The sequence below is a fragment of the Gordonia sp. WA4-43 genome, assembly GCF_020520305.1.
In the GTDB taxonomy this organism is placed as follows: domain Bacteria; phylum Actinomycetota; class Actinomycetes; order Mycobacteriales; family Mycobacteriaceae; genus Gordonia; species Gordonia hongkongensis.
This window is the reverse complement of sequence record NZ_CP084736.1, coordinates 3,542,336-3,565,950: the sequence shown is the minus strand read 5'-3', so window position 1 is coordinate 3,565,950 and position 23,615 is coordinate 3,542,336. Positions and strand designations below refer to the sequence as shown.

Annotated in this window: 15 protein-coding genes; 3 read left to right on the top strand and 12 right to left on the bottom strand. The window is 68.4% G+C overall.

Annotation, left to right across the window (positions count from 1 at the left end):
- Window positions 1-14: 14 nt before the first annotated feature.
- The 12 genes from pks13 to glf form a co-directional block, all read right to left on the bottom strand.
- Entirely contained in the window at window positions 15-5,369 is a 5,355-nt protein-coding gene (gene pks13, locus LEL84_RS15895) for a polyketide synthase Pks13 (protein WP_226512107.1), read from the bottom strand.
- Between the two features lie 116 nt (window positions 5,370-5,485).
- Window positions 5,486-7,387, bottom strand: a complete 1,902-nt coding sequence (gene fadD32 / locus LEL84_RS15890) for a long-chain-fatty-acid--AMP ligase FadD32 (RefSeq protein ID WP_226512106.1) — start codon at window positions 7,385-7,387, stop codon at window positions 5,486-5,488.
- Between the two features lie 258 nt (window positions 7,388-7,645).
- A complete protein-coding gene (locus tag LEL84_RS15885) occupies window positions 7,646-8,656 on the bottom strand; it encodes an LLM class F420-dependent oxidoreductase (protein ID WP_205333297.1) in 1,011 nt (336 codons plus the stop codon).
- Window positions 8,657-8,890: 234 nt separating this feature from the next.
- A complete protein-coding gene (locus LEL84_RS15880) occupies window positions 8,891-9,904 on the bottom strand; it encodes a cutinase family protein (RefSeq protein ID WP_068970994.1) in 1,014 nt (337 codons plus the stop codon).
- Between the two features lies 1 nt (window position 9,905).
- The gene (locus tag LEL84_RS15875) at window positions 9,906-10,442 is read right to left on the bottom strand and encodes a DUF732 domain-containing protein (protein WP_065631375.1); all 537 of its coding nucleotides are present in this window, start codon (window positions 10,440-10,442) and stop codon (window positions 9,906-9,908) included.
- 270 nt (window positions 10,443-10,712) lie between these two features.
- Window positions 10,713-12,236, bottom strand: a complete 1,524-nt coding sequence (locus LEL84_RS15870; protein WP_226512105.1) for an alpha/beta hydrolase-fold protein — start codon at window positions 12,234-12,236, stop codon at window positions 10,713-10,715.
- 360 nt (window positions 12,237-12,596) lie between these two features.
- Window positions 12,597-13,586, bottom strand: a complete 990-nt coding sequence (locus LEL84_RS15865; protein ID WP_165629202.1) for an alpha/beta hydrolase — start codon at window positions 13,584-13,586, stop codon at window positions 12,597-12,599.
- A gap of 381 nt (window positions 13,587-13,967) precedes the next feature.
- The gene (zomB, locus tag LEL84_RS15860) at window positions 13,968-16,055 is read right to left on the bottom strand and encodes a flagellar motor control protein ZomB (RefSeq protein ID WP_165629203.1); all 2,088 of its coding nucleotides are present in this window, start codon (window positions 16,053-16,055) and stop codon (window positions 13,968-13,970) included.
- The gene (locus LEL84_RS15855; protein ID WP_226512104.1) at window positions 16,042-16,953 is read right to left on the bottom strand and encodes a decaprenyl-phosphate phosphoribosyltransferase; all 912 of its coding nucleotides are present in this window, start codon (window positions 16,951-16,953) and stop codon (window positions 16,042-16,044) included. Before LEL84_RS15855 ends, zomB begins: the two co-directional genes overlap by 14 nt.
- Window positions 16,950-17,735, bottom strand: coding sequence for a phosphatase PAP2 family protein (locus LEL84_RS15850; protein ID WP_374611739.1), 786 nt, complete (start codon window positions 17,733-17,735; stop codon window positions 16,950-16,952). Before LEL84_RS15850 ends, LEL84_RS15855 begins: the two co-directional genes overlap by 4 nt.
- Window positions 17,719-19,659 (bottom strand): glycosyltransferase, encoded by a 1,941-nt coding sequence (locus LEL84_RS15845; RefSeq protein ID WP_226512103.1) that lies wholly within the window; start codon window positions 19,657-19,659, stop codon window positions 17,719-17,721. The genes LEL84_RS15850 and LEL84_RS15845 overlap by 17 nt, the downstream gene beginning before the upstream one ends.
- Window positions 19,660-20,868 (bottom strand): UDP-galactopyranose mutase, encoded by a 1,209-nt coding sequence (glf, locus tag LEL84_RS15840; RefSeq protein ID WP_159369818.1) that lies wholly within the window; start codon window positions 20,866-20,868, stop codon window positions 19,660-19,662. It lies immediately after the preceding gene.
- Between the two features lie 134 nt (window positions 20,869-21,002).
- Between glf and LEL84_RS15835 the strand changes: the two genes are divergently transcribed.
- The 3 genes from LEL84_RS15835 to LEL84_RS15825 are packed head-to-tail and all read left to right on the top strand — an operon-like array spanning window position 21,003 to window position 23,565.
- Entirely contained in the window at window positions 21,003-21,839 is an 837-nt protein-coding gene (locus LEL84_RS15835; RefSeq protein WP_413466867.1) for a glycosyltransferase, read from the top strand.
- The gene (locus LEL84_RS15830) at window positions 21,836-22,786 is read left to right on the top strand and encodes an acyl-CoA dehydrogenase family protein (RefSeq protein WP_226512102.1); all 951 of its coding nucleotides are present in this window, start codon (window positions 21,836-21,838) and stop codon (window positions 22,784-22,786) included. The genes LEL84_RS15835 and LEL84_RS15830 overlap by 4 nt, the downstream gene beginning before the upstream one ends.
- Window positions 22,783-23,565, top strand: a complete 783-nt coding sequence (locus LEL84_RS15825; protein WP_226512101.1) for a PIG-L deacetylase family protein — start codon at window positions 22,783-22,785, stop codon at window positions 23,563-23,565. The genes LEL84_RS15830 and LEL84_RS15825 overlap by 4 nt, the downstream gene beginning before the upstream one ends.
- Window positions 23,566-23,615 lie beyond the last annotated feature (50 nt).

Genomic DNA, 23,615 nt, shown 5'->3' with positions numbered 1-23,615 from the left:
GAGCAGCCGTGCCGCTACTGCTCATCGAGCCGTCCGACCCGCGCGGCCAGGTCGTTACCGATCTTGGCGATGTACGGCTCGTCGACGATCGAGAGGTGGTCACCGCCGACGTGGATGATCTCCAGATCGTCGACGACCTCACCCCAGCGGCCGTCCTCGTCGATCTCGGCCCACTGCGGTTCGAGTTCGACGGCGCCGGCGTGCATCTTGTCGGCCCGGTACAGCACGACCTTGCCGTCGTAGGGTTCCGGCGCGATGCTGCTCAGCACGCGGTTCTCGATGAACGAGGTCCGCTGGTGTTCGATGATGCCGCCGGGGATCTTGGTACCCGACATCGACATCATCTCCATGATGATCGCGAACTGCCCCTCGTCGTCGGCCTCGACGAGCCGATCCATCGGGATCGGTACATCGGGGTCGAGGTCGTAGTTGCGGATCGCGAACTCCTTCCAGCGCTCGAGCCGCGCCCGCTTGCTGTCCGGCGTCTCGGTCATGTCCGCGCGAGGGCGCACCACGTCGATGAGGCCCACGAAGGCAACTTCTTCCCCGGCCTCACGCAGGAGTTGCGCGACGCCATAGGCGAGCGCACCGCCGAAGGACCAGCCGACCAGCACGTACGGGCCGTTCGGCTGCAGCTCACGCAGGCGCGGAAGGTATTCGCGCACACGGTCTTCGATCGATCCCTCGACTCCACGGTCGAAGCCGATGACGGGCCGGTCCGCCGGCAGACGCTTCAGCAGCGCCTCGTAGGCGGAGGTGTTCCCGCCCGCGGGATGGAACAGCAGGATCGGCGTCGGATCGCCGGCGGACGGGTCATAGACCTTCTTGCCGTCCGGGACGAGGCGCAGGTAGCGCAGGAACCCGTCGGTCGACGCGCCGGCATCGAGATGCTCGCGCACGTAGTTCGACATCTCCTCGATCGTCTCGGAGTCGAGGATGTCCTCGACGTCGAGATCCCCGCCGGTGCGCTCGTTGAGGCGATCGGTGAGCTGCTGGGCCACGTCCTCCGACAGCACCGGCAGCTTGTTGAAGATGCCGCCGGCCGAGGCCTTGGTGACCACCGCGTACGTGCCGAAGGTCAAGCGCTCGGCGGCATCCCGCGGCGGCACGTCCGAGCCGGCCGCCTCGGCGACGGCCCGCTGCGAGGTGATGTCGGTGGCCGGCTTCGGGGTTGCCGCGGGAGCGGCCGACTCCTCGACCGCCTCCTCGCGTGACGACACCTCTGGTTCGGGCGAGTTCGCGACCGCCTGCTCGACGTCGGCCAGATCCTCGGCGATGTGCCGCTTCGGCTCCGGCGACTGCTCGCCGGGCTCGTCGGACTGACCGGCCGGTGCGGAGGCCGCCGACTCACCACCGCCGGCGTTCTGCTCGTCGATGTAGGCATTGAGCGCCGCGGTGTCGAGTTCGCCACCGCCGGCGGCATTCTGGGCGAGATCGTCGAGCTGATCGCGATGCGTCACCGCGAAGTCGACGAACTTCTCGACGTCGGCGAGGTTCGCCTGGCGCATCGCCTGCAGTTGCAGCTGCGGGATGTCGAACTCGTACTCGACGCGGTTCTTGATCCGCACCGCCATCAGCGAGTCGAGACCGAGCTCGATCAGCGGGATCTCGCGCGGCAGGTCCTCGGGGTCGTAGCCCATGGACTCGCCGACGATGATCGCGAGCCGATCACCCACCGTCTCACCGGATTCGGGACTCCATCGGTTGCCGATGTCGTCGACTACGTCGTCCTCGACGACCACCGTGTCATCGGCGAACACCTCGGCACCGGACCGTGCCGGAGCTGCCGGCGCGGCCGTGACCTCACCTGCGGTGTCGTCGAGGTCGCCGGTCACCGCCGCCTCGAACAGCAGCTGGAAGTTCTTGTCCGCCTTGGCGTGCACGGTCACCGCCGCACCGCCGGGATGCGGGCTCAGCGTCGTCGTGAGGGTTCCCGATGCCGGGATGGCGCTGTGCGCGACCGACGCCCCGACAGCCGCATTCGCCAGGACCTGGGCCGCCGCGGCACGCACCAGTTCACGCGGATCGGTGACCGCGGCCGCGTTGACCTCCCAGGCGTGACGGCCGTCGGGCAGTGCCACGTGCGATCCCGGGACCGTGCCGGCCGAGCCGCCCGAGGAGATCTTCGCGGTGAGCCAGAACTCCTTGCGCTCGAAGCGGGTACGCGGAATGGCCGCGTGACCACCGCGACCGAACAGCGACGCGACGTCGACCGGATGTCCGTGCACGTAGAGCTTCATCAGCGCGTTGACGAGTCCGTAGCTCTCGTCCTCCTTGCGCCGCAGCGTCTCGATGAGCTCGGCGTCGTGCAGCCCAGCCGAGAAGGTCACCGCGGCAACGGAGATCAGGACGGCCGGGTTCGGCGAAAGCTCCAGGAAGGTGCGGTGGCCGTTCTCCACCGACTTCGCGATCGCCTGGCTGAACCACACGCTGTGGCGCAGGCCCTTGGTGAAGTAGTCGATCGTGTGGACGGGTTCGTGACCGGCGCGGTAGAAGACCTCGCGGTCGACCGAGCTGTAGAACCCGGTGGTGGGCCGCAGCGGCGTGATACCGGTGAGCTCGTAGGCCAGTTCACCCAGCAGGGGGTCCATCTGCGAGGTGTGACTCGCACCCTTGGTCGCCAGTTTGCGTCCGAGCTTGCCCTCCTTCTCGGCACGCTCGACGATGGCGTCGACCTGCGACTCCGGTCCGCCGATGACGGTGTGCGTCGGAGCGGCGTAGACGCAGATCTCGAGGTCGGGGTAGTCGGTGAGGACGTCGGTGATGTCCTCGGCGCTGTACTCGACGAGCGCCATCAGGCGGATGTCGTCGCCCTGGAGCATCGACTCGCCTTCGCCCATCAGGCGCGAGCGCTGGCAGATCACCCGGGTCGCGTCTTCGAGCGAGAGGCCGCCGCTGATGTACGCGGCCGAGGCCTCGCCCATCGAATGCGGCACGAGCACACCGGGTTCGGCGCCGTGGTGCCGCAGGGTGTCGGCGAGCGCGACCTGGATCGTGTAGATGCCGACCTGGCTCTGCTCGATGCCGTAGGTCTGCTCGTCGTCGACGAACATCTCCGCGATCGAGTACCCGAGCTCGTTCTGCACCAGCTCGTCGACCCGGTCGACGTACTTGGCGAAGATCGGGTTCTCGGTGTAGAGCTGCTTGGCCATCTTGCGGTGCTGCGAACCGAAGCCGGAGAGCAGCCAGACCGCGGACGCGGCGTCGGGCGAATCCGACGAGTAGACAAGCGGATTGCTCTTGCCCTCGGCCACCGCGCGGACACCGGTGATCGCGTCGTCGCGCGTACGGGCCATGACGACGGCGCGCGAGCGTCCGTGATTGCGGTGTGCCAGCGCGCGGCCGATGTCGGCGAGCGGCGTCGACCGTCCCTCGTCGGACTCGAGCCACTCGAGCAGGTCCGCGGCGGTCTTGCGCCGACGCGACGGCAGGAAGCCCGAGATGACCAGCGGCACAACCGAACCCTCGACCGCGCACGGTGCGAACCCGGCGGCCGGATCCGGCGCGGTCTCCTCGATCACCGGATCGATGTTCTTCGCCTGCGCGGCGAGCACGGCGCGCTCGGCCTCGGTGAGGAACTCATCATCGGTTTCGACAGGCTCAACCAGCGGGGAACGGTCAGGCTCTCCCGGCAGCGACGCCGACGCCGGCAACTCGGATGCGCCCGCATCGCCTGCGGGCGCGGACTCCGGCGCGAGATCCTCGGGCCGCACCTCGCGGACGACGACGTGCGCGTTGGTGCCGCCGAAACCGAATCCGGAGACACCGGCGACGGCATGACCGGAATAGCGCGGCCACTCGGTGGCCTCCGGGATGACCTTGAGATTGTTGGCGTCGAACTGGATGTACGGGTTGGGGCCGCTGTAGTTCAGCGACGCCGGGATGGTGCCGTGCTGCATCGCGAGGACGACCTTGGCCAGCGCACCCGCGCCCGCGGCCGACTCCATGTGGCCGTAGTTCGTCTTGACCGACCCGAGCAGCATCGGCGAGCCGGGGAGGCGTCCGCGACCGACCACGCGGCCCAGGGCGTCGGCCTCGATGGGATCGCCGAGGATGGTCCCGGTGCCGTGGGCCTCCACGTAGTCGACGGTGCGCGGATCGATCGCGGCGTCGGCATAGGCGTCCCGCAGGACGTCGACCTGCGCCTCGGGGTTCGGGGCCGGCAGGCCGTTCGAGCGACCGTCGCTGTTGACCGCCGAGCCCGCGATGACCGCGAGGACGTCATCGCCGTCACGACGCGCGTCGGACAGTCGCTTCAGGACGAACAATCCGCCGCCCTCGGCGCGGATGAATCCGTCCGCGTCGGCGGAGAACGCCTTCACGTGTCCGTCCGCCGCCTGGGCGCCGATCTTGTCGAAACCGAGCGTCGCCGCCGGGTTGATGATCATGTTGACGCCGCCGGCCAGCGCGAGGTCGGATTCGCCGGTCCGCAGGCTGCGTACGGCCTGATGGACGGCCACCAGCGACGACGAGCACGCGGTGTCGAGGGCGATCGACGGTCCGCGGAAGTCGTAGAAGTAGGACACCCGGTTCGCGACGATCGCGGTGGAGGTGCCGGTCAGCGCATACGCGGCCGTGTCCTCGGCGCCCTCGCTCAGGCCGAGGGTCGCCAGCAGCTGGTAGTCGTTCGTGGAGGAGCCGATGAACACACCGACCGGAGCGCCCTTGAGATCGCTCGGCGGGATGTGCGCGTGCTCGAGTGCCTCCCAGGTCAGCTCGAGCGCGAGACGCTGCTGCGGGTCGACCATCTCGACCTCGCGCGGGCTCATCTGGAAGAAGTCGGCGTCGAAGGTGCGGACGTCGTCGAGGTAGCCGCCCTTGGTGTTGGCCGCGTCGAGGATCTCGACGAGCCGGGGATCGGACCGGAACTCCGACCACCGATCCGCGGGCAGGTCCGAGACACCGTCGACGCCGGCGATCAGCGCGTCCCAGGTCGACTCGGGCGTCGTGCCCGACTTCGGGAACCGGGTCGACAGCCCGACGATCGCGATATCGTCGTCCGCGGTGCGCTCGCGCCGCCAGAAGGTGTCCGCGTCGCCGTCGGCGCCCTCGTCGGGATCGCCCTCGATGATGCGCTGCGCAAGCGTGGCGATCGTCGGATGGTTGTAGACGACCGTCGCGGTGAGGATCACGCCGGTCTTGTCCTCGACGTCGGCGGCGAGCGCCACGGCGTCGCGAGACGAGAGACCGAGCTCCTCCATGGGACGGTCGACGGCGATCTGCTCGACGGGGAGCCCGGTCGCCTGTGACACCCACTCGCGCAGCCAATCACGAAGCTGGTCGACAGTGAGGTCACCGGCGGTCTCGCCGTCGGTGCCGGCCGCGGCGGAATCGATACTGCGGGCCTCGTCGGTATTCAGTTCAGACATCGCTTCCAGACTACTGATCTCGGGGCACCTGAACTGGTGCCGGGTGCATTATCAGCCCGCGGGGTGTCCGGGCGCGGCAACTCGACGCACTCACCCCGCCCGGGTCCGCAGATTCGCTACTCGGCGTCCGGGAACGCCGTCTGCTTGTAGCCGCCCCGGAGACTGCCGTCGATGTAGGCCGCACGGGTCGCGCGCCGCGCGATCTTGCCCGACGACGTGCGCGGGATCGAGCCGGCCGGAACCAGCAGGACGTCGCGGACCATCACGCCATGACGCTGGGCCACCGCGGCACGCACGGTGTCGGCGACCTCCTGCGGGTCGGCCTTGCGGCCGGGTCCGCGCTCGGCGACGATGACCAGCTGCTCGGACGCGTCGTCGGCGTCGGGCTTCAAGCCGCTGCCGGCGAACTCGAACACCTCGCCCGGCAACTGATTGGCCGGCACCGAGAACGCGGCGACGAAGCCGGGGCGCAGCGCGTCGCTGGCTTCCTGCGCGCTGTACTCGAGGTCCTGCGGGTAGTGGTTGCGGCCGTCGACGATCACCAGGTCCTTGACTCGCCCGGTGATGTAGAGCTCACCGTCGAGCCAGACCCCGAAGTCGCCGGTGCGCATCCAGATCGCGTCCGCGGGCGCACCCTCGGCGTGACTGTTCTCCGGGAGCGGGGTGACCAGCTTGTTGTGGAATGTCTCCTCGGTCTCCTCCGGCTTGTTCCAGTAGCCGGCGCCGATGTTCAGACCGTGCAACCAGATCTCCCCGACATGGCCGTCGGGCTGTTCGGTCGCCGTCTCGGTGTCGACGATGGTGGCCCACTGGCTCACCGCGACCTGACCACACGACACCTGCGCGACCGCGTTGGGCGCGTCGGACTCGACGAGGGTGAAACTGCCGGCGTTGAGGTCGTCGCGGTCGACATAGACGACCTTCGCCTCGTTCTCGCGCTGCGTCGCGGACACGAACAGCGTGGCCTCGGCCATGCCGTAACAGGGCTTGATCGCCGTCTTCGGCAGCCCGTACGGCGCGAACGCCTCGTTGAACTTCTTCATCGAGCTGACCGTGACCGGCTCCGACCCGTTGATCAGACCGATGACGTTGGAGAGGTCGAGCTCCTCGCCCTCCTTCGGCAGACCGCGCGCGGCGGCGTGCTCGAAGGCGAAGTTGGGAGCCGCGGCGAAGGTCTCCGCGCCGTCGGCGGCGGCGGCGAGCTCCTTGATCCAGCGACCGGGACGGCGCACGAATGCCTGCGGGCTCATGATCGTGATGTAGCGGCCGCCGAGCGCGGGCAGGATCACGGTGAGCAGACCCATGTCGTGGAACATCGGCAGCCAGGTGACGCCGCGGGCCTTGCGATCGATGCCGATGGTGTCGGAGATCTGCAGCACGTTCGCGGCGACCGCCTGATAGGTGATCTCCACACCGGCCGGGACGCGCGTCGAACCCGAGGTGTACTGCAGGTAGGCGACGGTGTCCTTGTTGTGGTCCTGACCGGCGACCGGTGCCACCCAGCTCGACCCGACCGAATCCGGGACGGCGTCGACGGCGATGACGCGCGGACGCTCCTTGGCCGGCAGCGGCGCGAAGAAGTCACGCACCGCCTCGGCGGACTTCGTCGAGGTGAGGATCGCGGTCGGCTTGCAGTCGTCGAGGACCGCGTGCAGTCGGTCGGTGTGTCCGGGCTCGTCCGGAGAGAACAGCGGGACGGCGACGTTGCTGGCGTAGAGCGCCGCGAAGAACCCGATCACGTACTCCAGCGACTGCGGCGCGAGGATCGCCACGCGGTCGCCCGGCTTGGTGACCTGCTGCAGACGTGCTGCAACGGCGCGGAGTCGCTTGCCGAACTGCGCCCACGTCAGATCCTGGGGCTCGCCATCGCGTTCGCGGCTGTAGTCGATGAACCGGTAGGCCAGTGTGTCGGCCTGTTCGCGGACGTTCTGCTCGACATAGTCGACCAGTGTCGCTTCCTCGGTGAAAGAGATGTTCCCGGTCTCATCGAGAAAGTCTTCGAGTTCAGTACTCAGCATTCATTACTCCTGTGCCCCCTCGTGGACTCCCCCACGCGGGCGCAGTTCTCCGGCGAGGTCTTGACGACACCACCACGCAGTCCTGCTGTCCACGTCCTGTGCCGACCGCGGGATACGGTAGCGCACGTCCAGTTACCCAACGAAAAAACTCGCGTTCGTCATGCTCGGCTTCGCATGAGCGCGCGTCGCCCTTCGACGCGCGCCCCCGGGTTCACCGCCCCGTCACCTCGCTGTTGACTCGCGAGACCGTCGGCCATCCTACTCCCCCTTCAATTGCGCCAGCACGGGCGCAAAAGCATCCATCTGCGTGGGGAACACCCCTACGTAGGACATGGTGGTGCGGCGGCGCACCTCCCGGATCTGGTCGGCGATCTCGTCGAAGCTCCCGATCGCGATGTACGGCGAGGTCAGCACGTCGTCGACGGTGAACTCGGTGTCGTGCGCGATGTTGGGCGGATAGCCCTGTTCGAGCGCCTTCAGCGCCATCTCGGCGGTGGCGACCCGATCGTCGGTGATGACGATGACAGCGATCGTCCAGTTCAGTTCGAGCTCGTCGAACCGGTCGCCGGCGGCCTGCCGGATCCGGTCGACACGCTCGGCGGTCTTCTCGATGGTCATGTCGGACAGCTTCATCTTGCCGTCGGTGGTGGTGCCGGGCGCGACGGAGATGATGTCGGCGTGCTTGGCGGCCAGGGCGAGCATCTTGGGTCCACCGCCGCCGACGGCGATCGGCGGACGCGGTCCCTGCCGCGGCCGTGGACTGCCCTCGAGGCCGTTGATCTGATAGAACTCGCCGTCGAAGTTCACCGTCTCCCCGCGCATCAGGCCGTCGAGGACGGTCAGCGCCTCGTCGAGGCGACGGATCCGGACGCCGGGCGACTCGAATTCGATGCCGGCCTTGTCGAACTCCTCTTTCATCCATCCGGCGCCGATGCCCAACTCGAGTCGTCCCCTGCTCAGGACGTCGATCGTGTTGGCCTCCTTGGCGAGGAGGGCGGGATGACGCCAGCCGTTGGCCAGCACCGAGGTCGCGAGGCGGATCGTGCTGGTGGCCTGCGTCAGCGCGCCGAGGGCCGCGAGCGGACCGACCTGGTTGCCGAGGTGGTCGGGCACCGCGAAGGTGTCGTAGCCGTATTCCTCGGCCGTCTGCGCCAGCTTGACGAACTTGCGGGCACCGCCCTCGTCCTTGTTGCCCTCACCACCCGCGCCGAAGCGGAACTTCCGCAATCCGGCCGAGGTGGCACCGGCATCGCTCGGGGGTTGCGTCATCGCTGTCCTCTCATCGTGATCGCCGGCTGGTGAGGTCGCGTGCGGCGTCTGCGGCGCACTGCGGTGTTCCTCGGGCCAGCCCAACACGTTAATGCAGCGTGACGGCGCCGCCAAACGAATCGGCCGCAGCCGCGAGAAGAGGTTACCGGCCGGTTAGTTCGACGATGCGGGCGGTCGGGTGAGTCGCGTCTGGAGACGCTTCTATCCGGCCAGCCGTGACCGGCAGGTTGCCGGTCAGTTGTGCTTCGGCTGGGGTGCGCCCTCGATGAGATCCTTGGACCAGTCGTACATCCACTGGGTCGCGGTCTGACCGTCGTTCTCCCAGTAGCGGGTGGTCGCGTACATCGCGTGGACGGGATTCGACGCCGCGTTCGCCAGCTTCGACACCGCCGCCAGCGGGTTGACGATCGTCGGCGAGTCACAGATGAGATCGCCCGGGGCGCAGATGGATTGAACCCGGTCACGGAGGTCGCCGAAACCGCCGGTGCGCGGGCCGGTCATGGAGATGCCGGGAACGAGGTTGCCCATGCCGCCGAGCGCGATCTCGGCGCCCACGCCGTTCGGGCTCGGCTCGATGTCGTTCTGCTCACCCGGTTGGCGCCGACCGTCGGCGATCAGCCCGACGCCCAGCACGAGATCCTGGTCACCGTCCTCGAGGACGCCCCGGCCGTTGCCGATGTTGCTGGCCAGATCGCCGGCGATGACCGCACCCTGACTGAATCCCATGATCACGTAGCTCGTCAGCGGGCAGCGTTCGTTGGTGGAGATGATCTTGCCCGCCGCGCGCTTGTATCCCTGCGTGCGTGACACGTTGTAGTCGGCCTGCCGGTCGGCGAGGTTGGTCGGATTCCGGAACTGCGCCGTGTAGGGAACGGTGTAGATCTCGCTGCGGGACGAGTCGAAGTCATTCGAGAGGGCACGCGACACGCGCAGCATCAACGAGTTCGGATTCGCCGACGGCGCGTACGGATCGTCGTCGGCGCTGGACTCCCAGGTCCCGGGCACGACGACGGTCAGGACGTCCGGACAGTCCGCCGGCTGTGCATCCGGCCGTTCCTTCGACGGCGGGGTCGTCGACGGCCCGCCGGGGCCGATCGGCGCGGGCCCCGGTGCCAGCCACACCAGGACCAGCACGACGATGAGCACGATCGCGATGACCGCGAGCGCGAGGAGGAGCAGCGCGAAGGCGCCGAGCCGCCGGACGGGACCCTTCCGGGTGCGGCCCGCGGCGTTGCGTCGAGCGGCCACGTCAGCAGTAGTGCTGTTCGGCCGCGCGGATGACCTTGTCGGCCTTCGAGTTCGCTTCCTCGACGTTGTCCGCCCCCGGACCCACGGAGGCGGTGACGAAGGCCTTCACCATGCTCGGGTCGGTGCCCTTCTGCTTGGCACCACAGACGTACTTCGCCATCGTCAGGGCCACTGAATTGTCGTTGTCACCCATGAACGTGACGTCCTGCTGCTTCAACGCGGCGAGATACGCGCGGGCCTTGTCGTCGAGCGGCTGTCCGCTGGGTCCGGGAAAGCTGGCCGGGACCTTCGTGCTGGGGTTCGGTTCGGTCGCCGGCAGCTCCGACGTGCCGCCGGGCGTGGACGGGGTGGTCTCCTCGGATGTGGAACCCTGCGACGCGCTCGTCGAGGGAGCGGCCGAGTACAGCGATGTCGTCGTGACCGGGTTGTTGGTGATCGGCGCACTGGCCGTCGAGTCATCGGCGCAGGCCGACACGGACCCGAGCGCGAGAGCGAGGCCCGTCACGGCCAGCACCAGCCGCACACACTTCGTTGTCATCGCCACTTCCTGCCGAACCTTTCGGGTCGAGATCAACGCACCGCCGGACGGTCTCGTCCGGCGACACTCACGTCCGGCCTACGGCCGATCGCAACGCAGGGGCACCCTGCATCGCACACCACGTCAGGCTACCGTCCGCGCGGGGCCGTTCCGGCCGCCGCACCAGCACCACCTGCGGTAACGGTCCGATTCCTCAGCGAAGTTTCAGGCCGTACACACGTGGGGTCGAGGTTGGGGCGCCGTCGGCGCCCCGTCCCCTCCGTCTGACCGTCACTTCAGGACCTTGGTGCCGTCCTTCGCCGTCCAGGTGATCCGGCCGTGCTCGAAGTGGTTGACGCGGCCCTTGCCGTCGCGGGTCGGGAGTTCGTCGGTCGTCGGCTTGCCGAGACGTCCGCTCGGTCCACCGGCGGCGACGTAGGCGCCACCGATCGCGCCGGTGACGATCTTCGGACCCTTCGGGCCGGTGAACATGCGTCCGCCGGCGAAGTCCTGTGCCTTGCCACCGGCAACCGGGTACGACGGGGTGAGGCAGCCCCCGAGCGTCGCCTTGTTGGCGTCCCAGACCTTGCGGAAGGCGCCGTCGACGCGGCATGCGACCGCGTCGCGCGACAGTCCGAGTGCCGCGGCGGCCTGCGGCCACGCCTGCATCATCTCGAACTCCCAGTACGGCCAGGTGTGGGTGCCCGACGGCCGATAGTTCGCCTGGCCCGGAATCCCCTTGCGGTTCAACTGGATCGCGAACTGTTGCGAGGTCACGCGGCTCAGCATCTCGAGTCCGACGCCGGAATAGTTGGTCGCGAGCATCGGGATGTCCGACGGCTTGTCGTGCGGCCCGACCATGCCGTTGCCCGACGAGACGTACAGGCTCGTGCCCTGCAGTTTGTCGACCATCAGATAGGGGTCGTGCTCTTTCCACGCCGGATCGGAGGGCGGTCCGAACATCTTCATCGAGTCGTAGCCGCCACCGTCGCGCACCGCGAACTGGATGGCCTGCGGCATGCCGAACGAACTCAGCTGCAGGATCCCCGAGAACGACGCCGCGAACTTGTAGAAGCCGGGATTGCGCGCGGCCAGCATCATGGCCGCGGAGCCACCCATCGACAGGCCCTCGATGCCGCGGACGTCCGTGGAGCGCCAATCGTTCTCCAGAATGGGCGGCAGTTCCCGCATGAGGAACGTCTCCCACTTGTAGTTCTTGCCGCGGTCAGGTTCCTTCCAGTCGGTGTAGAAGCTCGACTCACCACCTATCGGCAGGATGACGTTGACGTTCTTGTCCTTGTAGAAGTCGACGATCTTGGTGTTGATGATCCAGCCGCTCTGATCGTCCTGCGCGCGCAGGCCGTCGAGCATCGTCAGCTGCGGGAACTTCTCCTTCGGCTTCGCGTGCCAGTCACGGGCCAGCAGGATCTGCACCTGGATGTTGGTGTTCATCGCCGGCGAGTAGACCCACAGGGCCACGCGCCGGTCGGTGTACCAGTAGGTGTTCGTCACCCTCGCCGGCTGGGCGGCCGGCACCGACGCCGGAGCGACCGGGGCGCGCGAGCTCGGTGGCGCGGGCGCCGGAGCGCTCGGCGACGCCGGCGGCGCGGGCGGGGCCGCGGGGGCAGGCGGGGCCGGAGCGGGCTCGGCGCCGGCGAGACCGTTGCCGATGACGAGCACCGCGGCGGTCGCCAGCGCGACCACGGCGGCCGTCACCGGGCGAAGAGTCGCCCGACGACCGGCCGGGCGCGCGTCACCCTGTCCTGCGTCAGCCGGTCGCGCGTCGACCCTGCCTGTACCACTGTTTCGCCGCATCACTCTCCAGAACTCCTTCGCCCCTGTACGCCGGCGCCCGCAGCGTCGTGACCGATTCCCCGTCAGTCACACGTGCCTCATGAGTATCAAACGCCTCAGGAGTTTCTTACACGCCGCAGCGAGGCCTGTCCGCACGCCACGCTGTGACACGTGGGATTTGTGTGACAGTTGATATCTGTGGGGTCGGACGCCCGCTGGAAACCACCCTCCATACAGGGGCGGCGGACTGTAGGGCGTTGGAGCCCCTCTGGAGGGTGGTTTTCAGCGTGGACCTCAGAGCAGGGCGCGCCCACGCACGACGACGCCCCGCCCGGAAACCCGGGCGGGGCGTCGTGTGGCCGGCGGACCGGCGATGTCAGATCAGCGGAAGAACCCGCGGTTCTTGGCGTTCCAGATCATGTCCTGCCAGTAGCCCCAGGCGTGGGTGCCGTTGGCGTAGTAGGTCATCAGCGGGACGCCCTGGACGAAGGCCGCGGCCTCGAAGGCCTTGGACTGTGTGAAGGCGAGCAGCTCGAGGGTCGAACCCTTGAACAGGTCGTCGAACACGTTGGGCAGTGCGTTGTAGCGGCCGAACAGACCGTTACCGGAACCGACGAACACCTTCATGCCGCGCATCAGGCCGATGTTCCAGAAGGGATCGTTCTGGAACCAGCGGATGCTCCACGGCGGGCCCCACATCGCGTCGATGTTCCACGGCTTCGGGTCGACGTCGAGCATCGCCAGGCGCAGCGCGGTACGCATGCCGGGAGCGCTCAGGAAGTTGTAGCCCGAAAGCGAGCCGGCGCGGTCGAAGTGCTGACGGTTCTGGGCACCGAGGACCAGTGCGGCGTTACCACCCATGGACAGGCCCATGATGGCGTAGCGCTTCGACGGTCCGACGCGGAAGCCGCGGGCGTCGAGCGCGCTGATCAGGGTCCGGCTGATGACGCAGTTCCAGCGGTACCGGTAGGGCTGCCGGTTGAAGTTGCTGGGTGCGTCCCAGTCCGTGTAGAAGCTTGCCGGTCCACCGATGGGCTCGACGACGTTGACGCCGGACTTCACCATCTCCTGGACGTTGGTGTTGATCTCCCAGCCGCTGTAGTCGTACTGGGCGCGCATGCCATCGAGGAGGATGACGGTCTTGTAGTTGCCGGGCTTCTTCCAGGCGCGGACCTTGACGTTCGGCATCCCGCAGCCGTTGACCCAGAACTCCTGCTTGCCGACCTGCGTTCCGCCGATCCGGGCGTTGGCCTGGCCGGCGACGACACCGGTCAGTCCCACAACTGTCAGGATGGCGACGACAGCGGCGATCAACCGGTTGCTCATCCGGTTGCGCGCAGGCCTCGGCGCCTCGGTGGCAGCTTCACGCATGTACAGAATCTCCCTCTTCAGCCGATCGGCCGGAACTCTTGGTCCCCGGTGGCCGACCGGTCCTTGTGCGTCACACATTTTTCGTCCCCCGGCTCATTGCGCGGCGCGACGTCGTTCACGAGTCGTTCTCGCATGCGATTCACCGTCGGCGAGCCTATTCGATGCCCCCGAACGTAACAAACCATGTGATCGCGATCACAACCCCGTCACTTCGGCGTCCCAGCAGTTCAGAACGCCTCAGTCACGACCTTTCTATCGGCCGCGCCCACGGGGACGTTACCGATCCGAGATGTTCGACGGCAACTCCACAGGTTCGACCCCGCGTTTTCTCGGGATTCTCTTGGTGTCGTGTGGTTGGGTGCAGCGCCCGGGCGCGCGTCCCTAGCGCGGGTTCACCGGCGGTGGCATCTCCAGGCCGCAGCGCTGGATCTCGTACTCCGGCTCACGCTGGATGCGGTAGCTGTTGAAGGTGAACGCCTGCCGCAGGTTGTGCTTGAAGCGGTCGAAGGACCACGGTGCCTCGAACGAGGCGAACCGGTCCTTGGTCTCCGGGCACTGCAGCGCCACCTGGGCCTGACGGACCAGGTCCTCGTCGAGATAACCGGGCAGCACGGGGCGGCGCGGGTATGCCCCGGCCTCGGCGACGACCCACTCGCTCGGCAGGATCTTGTCGTGGCCGATGCGGCCGTCCTCGAGACGCTCGGTGTGCGCGGCGAGCGGGTACGCCAGACCCATCTGGTCGATGACGCGCACATCCAGCGGGGCGTTCATGCTCGTCATGCCGAGGTTGAGGAAGTAGACGGTCACCTGCCGCTCGGCGCCCTTCGGCATCACGCCGGGAAGTTGCGCCACGTACCACTCGTCGTAGTTGAACGACGGCAGGATGACGCCGCCGTCCTCGCGGTACTCGTCGATCTTCTCGACCATCGCACTCATGCGCGGGTAGTCGAGGTAATCCTCGGCGGTCACGGGATTCTCGTTGCCCATGTTGGTGACGTAGAAGCGGCGCTCGTCGACGATGCCGCTGCGGCCGATGTCGATTCCCGCGTTCGGCAGCACGTTGGCGTGGGTGGAGACCGCCCACACGACGACGGTGATCCACATGGCGCTCATGGCGACCGCGCCGACCAGTTGGGCCCGCGCGCGCCGGCGGTCGGCGGGGACGGGTGCGGTCACCGGTGGAGCGGCGTCGTCCACCGGGTCGGAGATCACGGACTCGGAGTCCGTCGACGGCCGGCGACGGAATGCCGCACCGACGTGGGCGGGAATCGTCACCGGCACGACCATCAAGGGCAACAGGGTGATGAAGATCGGAACGAGCAGCACCCGGCCGTGCATGAAGTCGCCGCCCTGACGCATCCAGTAGACGATCAGCACGATGCCGGCGAGGACCATGACGGTCACGACCGCGGTCGAGGACTGCAGTCGGCGCGACCATCCGGCGAGGCGCGACGACCGGGTGTCCGTCGTCGAGTCGGCCGTTGCCTCAACCGAGTCCGCGGTCGCGTCGGCACCCGTGGCATCGGCCCTCTTCGACCGCATGCGGCCGCCGACGACCAGCAGCACCCCGGCCACCGCCGCCAGGACGACCGGCAGCACGAGCACGTAGGGGCCGAAGAGATTGGTCAGATAGGCGAAGCCCTGATCCCACTTGGCACCGCTGGCGTCCTTCGCGACCGCGGGATTGGGAACCAGCAGGGCGTAATAGCCCATGCGGAAGATCTGGTAGCCGACCGGCAGGGTCCCCGCGACCACGACGACGCCCAGACGCATCTTCCAGCCGAGGGGCGCGAAGAACACCAGCAGCAGCACGAGGCCGCCGAGGATCGTCAGTTCGGGCCGGATCAGCGGCGCCAGACCGGCGGTGAAGGCGAGTACGAGCGTGGCCGCCGCGCTCCTGCGGCTCGTGGGCGCGCCGCGCCGCGCCCAGGCGACGAGCTGGCACCACAGGACGGCCGCCCAGAAGATGCAGAGTCCGTTCTCGAGCCCGCTCGTGGCGAAGTCGCGCGCGGGCGGAATGGCGATGTAGATGACCGCGCCGAACGGCAGCAGCAGGGTCCAGCCGTCGCCGGTGAGCCCGCCGATGCGTGTCCCGAACAGTCGCGCGCTGCCGTACATCGCGATCGGGATCGCGGCGACCGAGCACACCAGCGCCACCCAGAGCGCGACGTACTCGAGTTGACCGTCGGTGAGCCACGCCCAGAACCACAGCAGGTAGGTCCAGGCGGTCGAGGTGTTCGCCTCGACCCGCTCCCCGGCGTTGAAGACCGGACCGTTGCCGGCGAAGAGGTTGCGCAACGTCCGCAGGACGATGAGTCCGTCGTCGGCGATCCACCGGCGCTGCCACGCACCGATCGCGAAGAACGTCGTGACGACGGCGGCCCCGACGACGAAACTGACGGCCGCGACCTTGGTGCGGCCGGTCGTCAGCGCCCGGAATCCGGTTGGCGATCCGTCAATTGACTGCATAGACCGCGATACCCACACACACCAGCCACGCCACGGCGAGCAGCTGCAGGACACGATCGCCGAGCGCGATCTCCTCGGGCTCGCCCGCGGCACCCCCGTCGACGTCGACGGCGTAGCGCAGGATCGCCACGGTGAACGGCACCATCGAGATGGCGTACGCGACGTTGGTGTCGCCCTTGTCGAAGGCCCACAGGCCGTAGAAGATCACGACCGCGGTGGCCGACAGGGTCCACACGAAGCGCAGGTAGGTGGTCGTGTAGTACTCGAGGGCCTTGCGGATCTTGGCGCCCGTGCGTTCGGCGAGCTGGAGCTCGGCGTAGCGCTTACCCGCCGCCATGAACAGCGACCCGAAGGCCATCACGAGCAGGAACCACTGCGACAGCACGATCTCGGCGGCGACACCACCGGCGATGGCGCGCAGCAGGAAGCCCGACGACACGATGCAGATGTCGATGACGGCCTGGTTCTTCAGGCCGAAGCAGTAGCCGAGCTGGATCACCAGGTAGATGGCGATGACGACGGCCGTCTGCCAGTTGGCGAGGAACGCGATGCCGATCGAGCCGACGAGGAGGACGACGGCGAGGACATAGGCCAGGGTCACCGGGACGACGCCGGCGGCGATCGGCCGGAACCGCTTGGTCGGGTGGTTGCGGTCGGACTCGACGTCCATCGCGTCGTTGACCAGGTAGATGCTCGACGCGGCGAGGCAGAAGGCGACGAAGGCGATACCGGCGGAGCCCAGCACCGAGACGTCGGTGATGTTGCCCGCGGCGAGCGGAGCGGCGAGCACCAGGACGTTCTTGACCCACTGCCGCGGCCGGACGGCCTTGATCAGCCCGGACGTCAGGTTCTTCGGCGGTCCGAGAACCTTCCCGTGCTCGATCGGCTCCTCGCTCATGCACTCTCCCTGTGTCGTGTCACCCGCGCGATGACGGGGGACGCGGCAAGACGCAGCGTCCCGCCGGGGACCGCGGCCGTCAGGCCGAGCCGGGCCAGGACGCGCGCCGCGCGGCGGGCACGTCCGGACTCCTGGTCATTCCGGGTGGGTTCGAGCAGCACCTTATCGCCCACGATGACCGCCGCTGCGCTCGCGGCACCGATCGCGGCACCCGCGGTGACGTCGGTCGGGTAGTGCACGCCCAGCACCAGTCGGGACAGCAGCATCGGCGGGACCAGCACAGCGGGCAGCACCTTCGGGTCCCAGCCGGCGGCGCGGCCGATGAGGATCGCTGCCGCGGTGGTCGAGGTGGCGTGTGAGGACGGGAAACTCAGTTTGCTCGGCGTCGACACCCCGATGGCGATCGCCGGGTGTGCGGGCCGCGGGCGGCGCACGATCCGCTTGATGATCACCGACGCGGCGTGCGCGCCGAATGCGCCCACTCCCGCCTCGAGCCAGAGCTGTTGCGCCCGTACGTCACCGCGGCGGCGGGCCAGGGCCCAACCGGTCCCCGAGATCGCGAGCCAGCCCAGCGCGTGCTCGCCCACGTGCGACAGTCCGCGCGCGGCCGGGCGGACGCCCGGGCGGGCGCCGATCCCGGCCTGGATGGCGACCAGCGCCTTCTCCTCGCCGTTCAGGGGACGCGGGGTGTCGTCGGCCGGGACCTTCCCCGTCTCCGCACGGTCCTCCAGGACCGTGTCGCCCCCGCTGCCGATCACCGGACCATCAGATTCCGAAGACACCCGCCCAGCTCTCCTTCGACGTCAGGTCGCGGTGTGCAGACCTGTACTGCTGCTTCATCTCCGGGAACTTGTCCTGAAGTTCCTTCACGAGGGCGAAATGTTCCCGGGCGAGCTCGATCATCTTCTCGCGGTCGCGCTGCCGGTAGACGACGCCGCGGCCGTCGGCGGTGGTGACCGTGACACCGTCGACCCGTCCGAGGGAGAACCATCGTGCCTCGATCGGTGGGAAGTTGGCCTGCGGCACCTCGTGATGCCGGGGATCGGCCGGGCGGACATTGTTCACCACCGCGGCGGTCAGCGCCTTGATCTTGCTGATCGGGTTCAGCGGTATCGAGGTCCCGAGACGCGTAGCCTCGCCCGAGGTCCGCGGCAGCTCGGTCGCCGAGGGGAGGACGACCGCGTCCGGATACTGCTTGCGCATCTGCGCGACCTTCGGCAGCGCGGTGGGCAGCAGACTGCGGATGTGATCGGGTCCGGCGAGGAAGTCCCGGATCGCCTCGTTCTGGATCGCGACCGTCGAATACTCCAGGCAGAGAAGGTGTTTCGCGGTCGCCTTGGTCATCGACCGGACGATCCCCTTGATGGGACCGTCGTGGTGGATCGATGCGACGACGAGCCGGTTGCGCAGGTGGAAGTACGCCTGCCAGTCGATCGCGTCGTCCTTGTCGCTCCAGGCCATGTGCCAGATCGCGATACCCGGCACGGTGGCGGTGGGATAACCGGCCTTCGACGCGCGGAGTGCGAACTCCCAGTCGTCCCACTTGATGAACAGGGGCATCGGGAGGCCGATCTGCTCCGCACATTCGCGCGGGATCATGCACATCCACCAACCGTTGCCCTCGACGTCGATCCGCCGGTGCAGGTTCTTCGAGTTCTCGCGGTCGCGCAGTGGGTGTTTGGAGAAGTTGTGGTCGTACTCGACGAACGGCGCGGCGGTCCACATGAAGGTGTCGCGCCGGATCACCTCACCCATGCAGTGGAGGTGACTGCGGTCCTGCAGGTTCAGCATCTGACCGCCGACGAGCATGGGCGCCTTGGCGAATCGCGACATGGCCAGCGCCCGCAGGATCGAGTCGGGTTCGATCGCGATGTCGTCGTCCATGTAGAGGACGTAGGGCGAGTCGGTGAGCCGCAGCGCCTCGTACATGATGCGCGCGTATCCGCCGGAGCCGCCGAGGTTGCCCTGGTCGAAGATGTGCAGCCGGTCGCCGAGAGCGGCTGCGGCCTCGGTGTAACCGGGTTCGTCGATGACCTTCTTGGTGCCCTGGTCGGGCATCATCACCGCGTCGATCACCTCGTCGACCATCGGGTCGGAGGTCAACGCGGCCAACGCGTTCACCGCGTCGGTGGGTCGGTTGAAGGTCGGGATGCCCACCGTGACGCGCTTGGTCTCCGCGTCCGGGGTCGGCGCCTCGATGGGCGCGTACCAACCGGCGGAGACGATCTCGGTGTCGGTGTCGGTGGTGACGTCGAACCAGATCCAGCCGCCGTCTTCGAAGGGGCCGAGGTCCAGCTCGAATTCGACTACGCCGCGGCCGGTTTCGTCGGTGTCCACGAGGTCACCGCCGATGCCGATACGCGACCCGTCGATCTTGGAGCGGTACAGGTCGACGCGGCAGGTGCCGATCACCTCGACGCGGAGCACCACGGAGTCGAGGATGCTCCAGCGGCGCCAGTAGGCCGCGGCGAAGGCGTTGAAGTAGGTCTCGAAGCTCACCTCGGACTCGGCACCGAGGAGCACCGAGGTCCGGCTGGGGGCGTGCGCCCGGCGGTTGTTGCTCTCGGACTCCACGACGTACAGCGACCGGACGTCGAGGGGTTCGCCTGCGCGCGGGAAGATCACCCGCTGCAGAAGCGATTTCGCCTTCGACGGCCCCACTCCGGCGTCGGGGATGTCGGATTGGTTCACGGGAGTCACCGTCATCTATTCGGCTCCTGCGGGGTCGGCCACCAGCGGCGCACCATCACGCAGATGCGGTGCCAGGGTGTTGTCGAACATGGTGAGCGCACTCGCGATCGCCATGTGCATGTCGAGGTACTGATAGGTGCCCAGGCGACCGCCGAACAACACTCCGGCACTTGCGGTCTCGGTGCGGGCGAGGTCACGGTAGGTGGTCAGCATCGCCCGGTCCTCGGGTGTGTTGATCGGGTAGTACGGCTCGTCGTCGTTCTCGGCGAACCGGCTGAACTCCCGCATGATGACCGTCTTGTCGTCGGGGTAGGAGTTCCGCTCGGGATGGAAATGCCGGAACTCGTGGATCCGGGTGAACGGGACGTCGGCGTCGTTGTAGTTCATCACCGGTGTGCCCTGGAAGTCGCCGGTGTCGAGCACCTCGGTCTCGAAATCGAGTGTGCGCCAGCCGAGTCGGCCGGCCGAGTACTCGAAGTAACGGTCCACGGGGCCGGTGTAGACGATCGGGGCGTCGGGACTGTCCGCGCGCAATTGCTCACGGACGTCGAACCAGTCGGTGGACAGGCGCACCTCGATGCGGTCGTCGGCCGCCATGTTCTCGAGCCACGCGGTGTAACCGTCGACCGGTAGACCCTCGTAGGTGTCGTTGAAGTAGCGGTTGTCGAAGGTGTAGCGGACCGGAAGCCGGGTGATGTTGCCCGCGGGCAGTTCTTTGGGATCGGTCTGCCACTGCTTGGCGGTGTAGTGCTTGATGAACGCCTCGTACAACGGGCGGCCGATCAGGCTGATCGCCTTCTCCTCGAGGTTGCGCGCCTCGGCGGTCTCGATCTCGCTGGCCTGCTCGGCGATCAGCTTCCGCGCCTCGTCGGGACTGAAGTAGCGGCCGAAGAACTGGCTGACCAGCCCGAGGCCCATCGGGAACTGGTAGGCCTGCCCGTTGTGCAGCGCGAACACCCGGTGCTGATAGCCGGTGAAGTCGGTGAACTGGTTGACGTACTCCCACACCCGCTCGTTGGACGTGTGGAACAGGTGTGCCCCGTACTTGTGGATCTCGATGCCGGTCGTCGGCTCGGCTTCGGAGTACGCGTTGCCACCGAGGTGGTCGCGCCGGTCGAGCACGAGGACCCGTTTGCCCAGCTGCGTCGCGGCCCGCTCGGCGACGGTGAGGCCGAAGAATCCGGAGCCGACGACGATCAGGTCATAGCTGCTACTGGTTGCCACGGGTCCTCAGGGTAACGGACCCTCCCTGAGTAATCTCCGAGCCACGTGGCCTGGCACGGAAGGCGGGTATTGTTTCGAACATCGGCCTGTAGCCCCCGGGCCCCATCCTCTCCTGTGATCAGTTCGGGGTTTGAGTGACGCCGCTGTTCGTACGATCGCCCGACGACCGGGTGTCCGCGACCCTTCGTGACGCCCCTCCGCAGGCTCCGGGGCTCCTCAGGGAGCAGACACAAACACCTCCGCAGGCTCCGGGGCTCCTCAGGGAGCAGGCAACGGCTCCGATCGAGCGCATCGTCGTCGTGGTGCCCGTCCACAACGAGGCCGAGCGACTGCCCGCGTGCCTCGAAGCCCTGCAGGACGCGGCGACGGCGGTACCGATCCCCGTGGAGGTGATCGTGGTGCTCGACGCCTGCGACGACGACTCCGCGACGCTGGTCACGGACGAGGTGTCGACCGTGGTGGTCGATGTCCGCTGTGTCGGCGCGGCGCGCGGAGCCGGTTTCGCGTCCGTGGTTGCGTCGTCGTCGGAACCGGACACCACGTGGTTCGCGACGACCGATGCCGATTCGACGGTTCCGCGCGACTGGTTCGCCGAGCATGTCGCCGCCGCGGACGCGGGGGCGGACGCGTACGTGGGCACGGTCACCCCGGACGGTTTCGACGAGTGGCCGGCGGGAACGGGCGAGATGTACCTGCGGGAGTACGACCCGTCCCCCGGGCACGGCCACGTCCACGGCGCCAATCTCGGCGTCCGCGCCTCGACCTACGCCGAGGTCGGCGGGTTCCGTGAGCTCGACACCGACGAGGACGTTGATCTCGTCGACCGCCTGCATGCCGCGGACGCGGTCATCGAACGGGGTGCGCACGCGCCGGTCCGCACCTCGACGCGACGCGACGGGCGCGCACGGCACGGGTTCGCGGGCTACCTGCGGCAACTGTCCGGGGCCCGGCCCGACGAGGTCGCCGGGTGACGCCCGCACGGGCACGCGCGATCGTCGGCGACCCGTCCTTCGCGCTCCCCCGCCCGGGCGGCGGACGCACCCTCGACCGGTTCGCCGCCCTCGTCCGGGCCTGCGCCGACGACATCAGCACGGGTCGCCTCGTCGAGGCGCACGCCGACGCCGACGCCATCCTCGCCGAGATCTGCGACGGCGGGACCGCCCCGGGCGAGTTCTGGGGTGTGTGGGCGGCCGAGACCCGCGGGAGCGGCGTCGACGCCCGCCGAGGCGCACACGGCTGGGAACTGAGCGGGACCAAGGAGTGGTGCTCGGGCGCGTCGTCGTGCAACCACGCGCTGGTCACCGCGCGCACCGACACCGGCAACCGGTTGTTCGGCGTCGACCTCGGCCACCCGGGGGTTTCCGCGGACAGCTCGGGCTGGGCCAACGCGGGCATGCGGGACTCCGACACCGGGACCGTCACGTTCGACGCCGTGCCCGCCGACGCGATCGGCGAACCGGGCGCATACCTCGACCGGCCGGGATTCTGGCACGGCGGGATCGGGGTCGCGGCATGCTGGTTCGGCGGGGCCCGCAAGGTCGCGGCGCCGCTCTACCGCGCGGCCGCCCGTTCCGACGACCCGCTGCTGCTGATGCACGCCGGCGCGGTCGACGCCCATCTCGCGTCCGGGTGGGCGCATCTGCAGGCCGCGGCACGCGAGATCGACACCGACCCGGGCGCGCCGTCGAAACGACTCGCCTTCGCCGTGCGCTGGTCGGTCGAACAGGTCGCGACCGCGGTGATCGACCGGGTGGGACGCGCGCTCGGTCCCGGCCCGCTGTCCGCCGACGCCGGTCACGCGCAGGCCGTCGCCGATCTCACCGTCTACATCCGGCAGTCCCACGCCGATCGAGACCTCGCAGTACTCGGCGCACTGACCGACGGCGTCCCACCCGGACCGGGATCGGCGGGTCCATGACCGCCGACGGCTCCCCCTCGACGCACCGCTTCGGCGCCACCCCCACCTCGGCGGAGGGAACTCCCGAAGTCGAATGGCAACGGTGGTTCGCCGCGCGGGGTCCGTGGCCCGACTTCGAGCCGGGCGTCCGGCGGCTCGTGGTCCTGGCCGCCCATCCCGACGACGAGGTACTCGGGGTCGGCGGGTTGATGGCGGCTGCCCACCGACGTGGCATCGAGGTCGTCGCGCTCTGCCTGTCCGACGGCTCGGCGTCGCACCCTGGTTCGCCCACGCTCTCGCCCGCCGAGCTGGCGATCCGACGACGCGCCGAAGTAGACTCCGCGACATCGGTTCTGGGCATCGAACCGACGCGATGGTGCGGGCTCGGCGACGGCACGCTCGCCGACCACGAGGACGAGATCGAGGCCATCGTCGAGCACACCCTCGCCGAGCAGCCCGAGACCCCGACGGCCCTGCTGGCGGTGTGGGCGCACGACGGTCATCCCGACCACGAGGCCGTCGGACGGGGGGCCCGACGCGTCGGCGACCGATGTGGCGTCCCCGCCTGGATGTATCCGATCTGGATGTGGCACTGGGCGACACCCGACGATCCCGACATCCCGTGGGAGCGGATGCGGACCTTCGTCCTCGACGACGATCTCGAGGCCGCCAAACGAGAGGCCGTGCAGGCCTTCGACACCCAGATCCGCCCGCTGTCACCCGCCCCCGAAGACGCCACCGTCCTCGGACCACACATCCTCGACCGCCTCCTCCGCGATCGGGAGTTCGTCTTCGTGTGAACCAAGACGCTCACGACATCGGCATCGACGAGGACCCGGGACGGCACTCG